Below are 8,382 nucleotides of genomic sequence, written 5' to 3' on the forward strand. Positions count from 1 at the left end.
CGGGGTTACTTGGCGGACGGCAAAACGCGTGCGGCCCGGAACCTGACGGTTCCGGGCCTCTCGCACTGCGGCGATCCCGACGGGACTTGAACCCGCGACCTCCACCTTGACAGGGTGGCGAGCTAACCAACTGCTCCACGGGACCAGAGTTTTCTGATCTCGTTCACTCGCTTGCCGCGCTGCGAACAAGACAGATCGTAGCCCATGGTGGGCCCCCAGGTCGAACTGGCTCCTGAGGGCCCGCCGCGCACCCGCAGCTCAGGGCGCCGCCCGGGTCACAGCGCCGCCCGGGCCGACTCCATCGCCTTCATGATCCGCTTCTCCGAGACCGGGCTCGGCGTGCCCAGCCCCTGGGCGAAGAAGCTGACCCGCAGCTCCTCGATCATCCAGCGGATCGCCCGCACCTCGTCGGACGGCTGCCGCCCGGCCGGCACCGCCGCCAGCAGCTCCCCGTACGCCTGCTGCACCTGCTGGACCTTCAGCAGCTGCTGGGCGTCCCGCTGCGGGTGGTCGGGCAGCGCCTCCAGTCGGCGGTCCACCGCCAGCAGGTAGCGCTTGAGGTCGGGCAGCCGCTGCCAGCCGGTGGCCGTCACGAAGCCCGGGTGCACCAGCGAGGCCAGGTGCAGCCGGACGTCGTTCACCGCGTTCAGCAGCACCGGGCTGCTCACCGACTTCAGCCGGGTCGAGGCCTTGTGGAAGGCGATCAGCGCGGTGGCCGTCTTCAGCGTGGTGTCCGCGGACAGGTCGTACAGGTCCGCCCGTACCTTGTCGTGCAGCTTGCCGAAGGCCGCCTCGTCCCAGGCCGGGCCGCCGGCCAGGGCCATCAGCCGGTCCGTCGCGGCCGAGACGACGTCCTCGAACAGGGCGTTGATCGAACCGTGCGGGCTGTGCGAGAGCGCCAGCTTCGCCTGGTTGCCCAGCCGGCCCTGGATCGACTTGGCCGGGGAGGTGGTGGTCAGCATCAGCAGCCGGCGCGTTCCCTCCCACATCGCCTGCGCCTGCGCCTCCGGGGTGTCGAACAGCTTCACGCCGACCGACCCGCCCTCGTCCACCAGCGCCGGGTAGGCGCGCAGCGAGTGGCCGCGCGAGCGCTGCTCGAAGGTGCGCTGGAGCACCGGCAGCCCGGCCGGCCAGGCGGTCAGCCCGCCCTGTTCGATGCCCCGGCCGGAGGCCGCCGAGGAGAGCGTCTCCTTGAGCTTGGGCTTGAGCCGCAGCCGCAGCTCCTCCAGGTCCTTGGACTCGGCGAGCTTGCGCCGCCCGTCCACCACCCGGAAGGTCACCTTGAGGTGCTCGGGCACCCGCTCGTCGTCCCAGGCCTCCGGCGGCACGGTGACGGCCGTCAGGCGCTTCAGGGCGTGCTCCAGGGACGGCAGCAACGGCTCCTGGCGGTCCTTCAGCTGGCGCAGTGCCGCCTTGGCGAAGTCCGGGGCCGGCACGAAGTTGCGCCGGATCGCCTTGGGCAGCGACTTGATGTACGCGGTGACCAGCTCCTCCCGCAGACCGGGGATCTGCCAGTCGAAGCCCTCCGCGGTGACCTGGTTGAGCACCGGCAGCGGGATGTGCACGGTCACGCCGTCCGCGTCGCTGCCCGGCTCGAACTGGTAGGTCAGCTTGAAGCGCAGCTTGCCCTGCTGCCAGTGGTCCGGGTAGTCGGCCTCGGTGACGCCGTCCGCGGCGTCGTTGATCAGCATCGACTTCTCGAAGTTCAGCAGGTCCGGCTGCTCGTGCCGGGCCTTCTTCCACCAGGAGTCGAAGTGCCGGGTGGAGACGATCTCCTCGGGCAGCCGGGCGTCGTAGAAGTCGAACAGGGTCTGGTCGTCCACCAGGATGTCCCGGCGGCGGGCCCGGTTCTCCAGCTCCTCGACCTCGCCGAGCAGCTTGCGGTTCTCCGCGAAGAACCTGTGGTGGGTCTCCCAGTCGCCCTCGACCAGGGCGTTGCGGATGAACAGCTCGCGGCAGAGCTCCGGGTCGATCCGGCCGTAGTTGACCTTGCGCTGGGCGACGATCGGCATCCCGTAGAGGGTCACCTTCTCGTACGCCAGCACGGCGCCGGCCTTCTTCTCCCAGTGCGGCTCGCTGTAGCTGCGCTTGATCAGGTGCCCGGCCAGCGGCTCGACCCATTCGGGCTCGATCTTCGCGTTGATCCGGGCCCACAGCCGGGAGGTCTCCACCAGCTCGGCCGACATCACCCAGCGCGGCGGCTTCTTGAACAGGCCGGAGCCGGGGAAGACCGCGAACCGGGCGCCGCGGGCGCCGCCGTACTCGCGCTTCTCCACGTCGAACAGTCCGATGTGGGAGAGCAGCCCGGCCAGCAGCGACTGGTGGATCCGGTCGGCGTCCGGTTCGGCGTCGGGGTGCGGCTCCTCGATGGTCACGCCCAACTGCTTGGCGACGGTGCGCAGCTGGGTGTAGACGTCCTGCCACTCCCGTATCCGCAGGTAGTTGAGGAACTCGGACTTGCACATCCGGCGGAACGCCGAGGAGGAGAGCTCCTTCTGCTGCTCCCGGACGTAGCGCCACATCGCCAGGTAGGAGAGGAAGTCGGAGGTCTCCGAGGAGAACCGGCGGTGCCGTTCGTCGGCGGCCTGGCGCTTCTCGGCGGGGCGCTCGCGCGGGTCCTGGATGGACAGCGCGGCGGCGATCACCATGACGTCGCGCACGCAGCCGTTGCGGTCCGCCTCCAGCACCATGCGGGCCATCCGCGGGTCCACCGGGAGCTGGGCGAGCTTGCGGCCGAGCGCCGTCAGGCGCTTGCGCGGGTCCTTCTCGTCCGGGTCCAGCGCGCCCAGCTCGTGCAGCAGGTGGACGCCGTCCTTGATGTTGCGCGAGTCCGGCGGGTCCAGGAACGGGAAGGCGGAGATGTCGCCCAGGCCGGCCGCGGTCATCTGCAGGATCACCGAGGCCAGGTTGGTGCGCAGGATCTCGGCGTCGGTGAACTCGGGGCGGGAGAGGAAGTCCTCCTCCGAGTACAGCCGGATGCAGATGCCGTCCGAGGTGCGGCCGCAGCGGCCCTTGCGCTGGTTGGCGCTGGCCTGGCTGATCGCCTCGATCGGCAGCCGCTGCACCTTGGTGCGGTGGCTGTAACGGGAGATCCGGGCGGTGCCCGGGTCGATCACGTACTTGATGCCGGGGACGGTCAGCGAGGTCTCGGCCACGTTGGTGGCCAGCACGATCCGGCGCAGGTTGGAGCGCTGGAACACCCGGTGCTGCTCGGCCGAGCTGAGCCGGGCGTAGAGCGGGAGGACCTCGGTGTTCCTCAGTTTCAGCTTGTTGAGGGCGTCGGCGGTGTCGCGGATCTCGCGCTCGCCGGAGAGGAAGACCAGGATGTCGCCCGGGCCCTCGTCCTGCAGCTCCTGGGCGGCGTCGCAGATCGCCTGGATCTGGTCCCGGTCGCGGTCCGCCTCGTCGGCGTCGTCCTCGGCGTCGTCGATCACCGGGCGGTAGCGGACCTCGACCGGGTACGTCCGGCCGGAGACCTCGATGATCGGGGCGTCGCCGAAGTGCCGGGAGAAGCGCTCCGGGTCGATGGTCGCGGAGGTGATCACGACCTTGAGGTCGGGGCGGCGGGGGAGCAGCTGCTTGAGGTAGCCGAGCAGGAAGTCGATGTTGAGGCTGCGCTCGTGCGCCTCGTCGATGATCAGGGTGTCGTACTGGCGCAGATCGCGGTCGGTCTGGATCTCCGCGAGCAGGATGCCGTCCGTCATCAGCTTGACCAGGGTGTCCTGGCCGACCTGGTCGGTGAACCGGACCTTCCAGCCGACCGCCTCGCCCAGCGGGGTGTCCAGCTCCTCGGCTACGCGCTCCGCCACCGTGCGGGCGGCGATCCGGCGCGGCTGGGTGTGGCCGACCAGCCCGCGCACGCCACGGCCCAGCTCCAGGCAGATCTTCGGGATCTGGGTGGTCTTGCCGGAGCCGGTCTCACCCGCGACGATCACCACCTGGTGCTCCCGGATCGCCTCCAGGATGTCGTCCTTCTTCTGGCTGACCGGGAGCTCGGCCGGGTACGTGATCTTCGGCACCGCGCCCCGGCGCTGCTCGACCAGCAGCTCGGCGCGGTCGATGTCGGCGGCGATCTCGGCGGCGATCTTCTGCCGGGCCTCGGGCTTGCGGACCCGGCGGGCCCCCTCCAGCCGACGCCCGATCCGGACCTCGTCGCGCAGGGTCAGCTCGGGCAGGCGGGCGGCCAGCTCACCGATTCCGGGACCCTCGGTGGGTGCGGGGGCGGACTGGACTGCGGGAGAACTCACTGCGGGCATCCCTCTAGGTTCGCAAGGAGGCACGGCGGAGCGCACCTCGGTTTTCGAGCCCCTCCAGTGTCACAGCCGCCGGCGCGGAATCGCGAACGGCGAGCCGCGAACGCCGGGCAACGGTCGGCCGCGGTTCCGGGCTCTGGGGGTTCGAGGAGGTGCTCATGGGAGCCCAGAAGACCGCCCGGGACGACGAGTTCCGGGCGTTCGCCGGCAGCGCGTGGTCACGGCTGCTGCGGACGGCGTACCTGCTGGCGGGGGACCGCCACGGCGCCGAGGACCTGGTCCAGCAGGCCCTGGAACGGGCCTACGTCCACTGGAACAAGGTCCGTGCCGCGGACGACCCGAACGCCTACGTGCGCCGGATCCTGATCAACGAGCACGCCCGGCGGTTCCGGCGCAGACCGGCCGAGTACCTGGTCGAGGTCTTCCCCGACCGGCCCGCCCCGACCGGGCCCGACCCGGACGACCGGGCCGTGCTGCTCGCCGCGCTCGCCGCGCTGCCGCCCCGCCAGCGCGAGGCCGTGGTGCTGCGGTACTGGGAGGACCTCAGCGAGTCCCAGACCGCGGCGGCCATGGGCTGCTCGGTCGGCACGGTGAAGAGCCAGGCGGCCAGGGGGCTGGCCAAGCTGCGGGAGACCTCCTCACTCAGCGGGCTGACGACCATCGGAGGCGGAAGATGAGCAACGAGGACCTGGCCGGTGACCTGGCCGGTGACCTGGCCGGAGCCGAGGCCGCGGCGTCGTACGGGCTGAGCGACGTGGCCGAGAGCCTCGAGATCGGCGCCGTTCCGTACGACCGGCTGCTGGCCGGGGGCCGGCGTCGGCTGCGGCGCCGACGGCTGCTGACCGGTGGCGCGGCGGCCGTGCTGGTGGTGGCCGTGGCCGGGGCGGGGACGGCGGTCGGCGGCTACGGGCGGGAGGCCGGCGGGGCCTCGGTGGCGGCCGTTTCCTCGGCGGCGGCGATCGCTTCGGGCAGATCGTCGGGCTCGGGGCCGGCGGCGGGGCCGGGGACGCCGACGGCGGGGGCCTCGGGTGTGCCGACGGCGGGGGCCTCGGGTGTGCCGACGGCGGTGGCCGGCCCTACGGCTTCGGCCGCCTCGTCCGCTTCGGCCGGGACCGCGCGGGACCCGTTCACCCCGATCCGGGCGAAGGTCGGCGAGGGCGCCGTCAACGGCCACGCCATGGAGGTCTGGGCCGCGCTGTGGCCGGCGGCCCCGACCGCGGCGGACGGCCGCAAGCAGGGTGAGCTGATCTGGACGGAGCGGCGCGCCGCCGACCCGACGCTGCCGGGCGACCCCGCGCAGAGCGGCAACCCGGTCTGGGACCCGCAGGCCGACCGGGTCGACGTCTACCTGATCGCGGATGGCAAGCGGCAGCCCGGCGACTTCGTGGAGGCGACCACCGCCCCGGGCGGGACGGTGAAGGACGACCCGGGCCCCATCAAGGGCGTGATGCTCAACCGGGTGACCGGGAAGGCGAGCCGCCCGGACATGGTGGTCGTCCCGGTCGGGCCGGAGGTCGCCAGGGTCGTGGTCAGCTGGAAGACCGGCGGCTCCGTCGAGGCGGTCCCGGTCGCGCTCGGGGACTCCCCGGTCCACTGGTACGCCGTCGTCCGCGGGCTGGGCTCCACCGACAACACCGCCACCTCCTACGCCGCGGACGGGTCGGTGCTGCGGAGCCAGAGCACCTGGTGGTGAGCCGGCGCCGCTGTTTGCCGCCGCCGATTCGTCAGTGTCGTGCGGCACAGTGGACGCCGGATGTGACGTGACGTCAACCATGCGGAAGGCGGTGGCCGATGAACGGCGCGACGGGGCTCTCGAAGGACCGGCTGGGGCGGCTGCACGACGTGCTGTCCGGGCACGTCGAGCGGGGCGGGGTGCCCGGGCTGGTGGCCGCCGTCGTGCGGGACGGCGACCTCCACGTCGAGGTGCTCGGCAGCCAGGACGCGGCCGGCACCGCCCCGATGCGGCGGGACTCCCTGTTCCGGATCGCCTCCATGGCCAAACCGGTCACCGCGGTCGCCGCGCTCACCCTGGTCGAGGAGTGCGTGCTGCGGCTGGACGACCCGGTCGACGAACTGCTGCCCGAGCTGGCCGACCGGCGGGTACTGCGCCGACCGGACGGCGAGCTCGATGACACCGAACCCGCCGTCCGGCCGATCACCCTGCGCGACCTGCTCACCTTCGGGCTCGGCCACGGCCTCGCGATGCTCCCGCCGTCCGCGCCGATCGTCCGGGCGACGGCCGAGCTCGGCGTCGACGTCCGGCCGCCGCGCTCCGGCTACCCCGAACCCGACGAATACCTGCGCCGCCTCGGCGAGTTGCCACTGCTGCACCAGCCCGGCGCGGGGTGGCACTACCACACCGGCTCCGCCGTCCTGGGCGTCCTGCTCGCCCGCGCCTGCGGCCGGCCGCTCGGCGAGGTGCTGCGCGAACGCGTCCTCGAGCCCCTCGGCATGCGGGACACCGGCTTCACCGTCCCCGCCGACCAACTGCACCGGCTCCCGGTGGAGTACGTGCTCGACCGGGCCGGCGGGCGGCTCGTCCCTTACGACGAGCCGGCCGGCAGCGCCTGGGGCCGGCCGGCCCGCTTCGACGACGGCGGCGGGGACCTGGTCTCGACGCTGGACGACTACCTCGCCTTCGCCAGGATGCTGCTGGCCGAGGGAGAGGGCACCGACGGTGTCCGGATCCTGTCCCGTCCGGCCGTCCGGCTGATGACCACCAACCATCTCTCGGAAGTCCAACTCACCTATGCGAAGCCGATGTTGGGACGGAGTGAGCTTGACGGCTGGGGCTTCGGAGTCTCCGTCGCCACCGCCCGCTCCGGGCTCGCCTCACCCGGCCGCTACGGCTGGGAGGGCGGCCTCGGCACGGCGTGGTTCAACGACCCGGCCGAGCGGCTGACCGGGGTCCTGCTCACCCAGCGGATGTTCGAGAGCGCCACGCCGCCGGCCGTGGTGCGGGACTTCGAGGTGCTGGCGTACCAGGCCGTGGCGGGGTGACTTCGCGGCCTCGTCGGTTCATGGCTGGAGTGCGGCTTCGTCGGTTCGTGGCTGGAGTGCGGCTTCGTCGGCGTCCGGGAGCCAGTCCCGGGCCGGGTCGTACTCCAGCCACCGGCTGCGGGCCGCCTCGGCGGTGAACGCCCTTAGTAGGCAGTCCAGTTGGCCGTCCTGTTCCACGTTCCGGTCGATCCGCCAGAGCAGCGACCAGGCGTACAGCGGGGTCGGGTCGGTCAGCGGGACGGTGCGCACGCCCGGGCGGTCCGGCAGTGGGCTGTCGGCCGGGACGAGGGAGAAGCAACTCGGATCGGCGGCGACCTGGTCGACGAAGTGCTCCAGGCCCAGATTGGTCGAGCCGACCCGGCCGGTGATGCCGAACCGGGTCGCGAAGCGGGTCAGGAAGTCCAGCCGGTCCACCGCCGCCGGATAGCGCAGCACACTGCCGCGCAGCTCGGCCGGGCTCAGGGCGTCCCGGCCGGCCAGCGGATGATTGACGCTCAGCAGCGCGTCCACCGGCTCCAGCCGGACCAGTCGGTGCGTCAGACCGGCGTCGGCGCCGTCCGGCAGGGCGTGCACCCGGCCGAACCCGGCATCCGACTCCCCGCGCAGCAGCGCCGCTGCCACCGACGGCAGGTCCCGCCCCGGCACCGGCTCCACCTCCAGCCCGGGCGCCGCGTCCACCGCCTGCGCGAGTGTCCGCATCGGCGCGTACAGGTGCCCCCAGACGTCGATCCGCAACGGCCGCTCGGTCTCCCGTGCCGCCGCCACCGCCCGCTCCCCCTGTACCAGCACCCGCCGCGCCGGCTCCAGGAACCGCTCCCCCGCCCCGGTCAGGCCCACTCCGCGCGCGTCCCGCTCCAGCAGGCGCACCCCGAGGGCCGCCTCCAGGCGGGCCACCCGCTTCGACAACCCCTGCTGACTGATTCCCAGGCGGGCGGCGGCCCGGCCGAAGTGCAACTCCTCAGCGGTGACCACGAAGGCCCGCACCTGCCCCAGATCCAGATCCACTCGGGAACCCTAGCGGGGGGTGGTGTTTGGGGGTGGGGGGCTCTCGGGAGGGTGGGTGGCCGGGGCGGTTCCGGGGGTGGCCGCTCCGGGGGCTGGATGATTTTCCGACTGCCGACTCTGTGGG

General features: G+C 72.5%; 5 protein-coding genes and 1 tRNA gene. 3 read left to right on the plus strand and 3 right to left on the minus strand.

All coding sequences use genetic code 11. The features are described from left to right. Positions 1–71: 71 nt before the first annotated feature. Positions 72–145, minus strand: a tRNA-Asp gene (locus tag ACWCYO_RS39545). Positions 146–275: 130 nt separating this feature from the next. Continuing rightward, complete coding sequence (hrpA, locus tag ACWCYO_RS39550; protein WP_449786916.1) at positions 276–4,256, minus strand: ATP-dependent RNA helicase HrpA; 3,981 nt, start codon at positions 4,254–4,256, stop codon at positions 276–278. A gap of 155 nt (positions 4,257–4,411) precedes the next feature. On the opposite strand from hrpA, the gene ACWCYO_RS39555 reads away from it, so the two are divergent. From ACWCYO_RS39555 to ACWCYO_RS39565, 3 genes are all read left to right on the plus strand, one after another. Next, positions 4,412–4,930 (plus strand): SigE family RNA polymerase sigma factor, encoded by a 519-nt coding sequence (locus ACWCYO_RS39555; protein WP_449786917.1) that lies wholly within the window; start codon positions 4,412–4,414, stop codon positions 4,928–4,930. Further along, a complete protein-coding gene (locus tag ACWCYO_RS39560) occupies positions 4,927–5,946 on the plus strand; it encodes a hypothetical protein (protein ID WP_449786918.1) in 1,020 nt (339 codons plus the stop codon). The genes ACWCYO_RS39555 and ACWCYO_RS39560 overlap by 4 nt, the downstream gene beginning before the upstream one ends. A 98-nt stretch (positions 5,947–6,044) precedes the next feature. After that, positions 6,045–7,253, plus strand: a complete 1,209-nt coding sequence (locus ACWCYO_RS39565; protein ID WP_449786919.1) for a serine hydrolase domain-containing protein — start codon at positions 6,045–6,047, stop codon at positions 7,251–7,253. Positions 7,254–7,271: 18 nt separating this feature from the next. On the opposite strand, the gene ACWCYO_RS39570 is transcribed toward ACWCYO_RS39565, so the two are convergent. Then, positions 7,272–8,258, minus strand: a complete 987-nt coding sequence (locus ACWCYO_RS39570; RefSeq protein ID WP_449786920.1) for a LysR family transcriptional regulator — start codon at positions 8,256–8,258, stop codon at positions 7,272–7,274. Positions 8,259–8,382: the final 124 nt, after the last annotated feature.

The sequence above is a fragment of the Kitasatospora sp. NPDC001683 genome, assembly GCF_053596495.1.

Bases quoted from the DNA above. Each gene is read 5' to 3' on its own strand.
- ACWCYO_RS39555 (WP_449786917.1), top strand. From the start codon at position 4,412: ATGGGAGCCCAGAAGACCGCCCGGGACGACGAGTTCCGGGCGTTCGCC.
- hrpA (WP_449786916.1), bottom strand. From the start codon at position 4,256: ATGCCCGCAGTGAGTTCTCCCGCAGTCCAGTCCGCCCCCGCACCCACC.
- ACWCYO_RS39565 (WP_449786919.1), top strand. From the start codon at position 6,045: ATGAACGGCGCGACGGGGCTCTCGAAGGACCGGCTGGGGCGGCTGCAC.
- ACWCYO_RS39560 (WP_449786918.1), top strand. From the start codon at position 4,927: ATGAGCAACGAGGACCTGGCCGGTGACCTGGCCGGTGACCTGGCCGGA.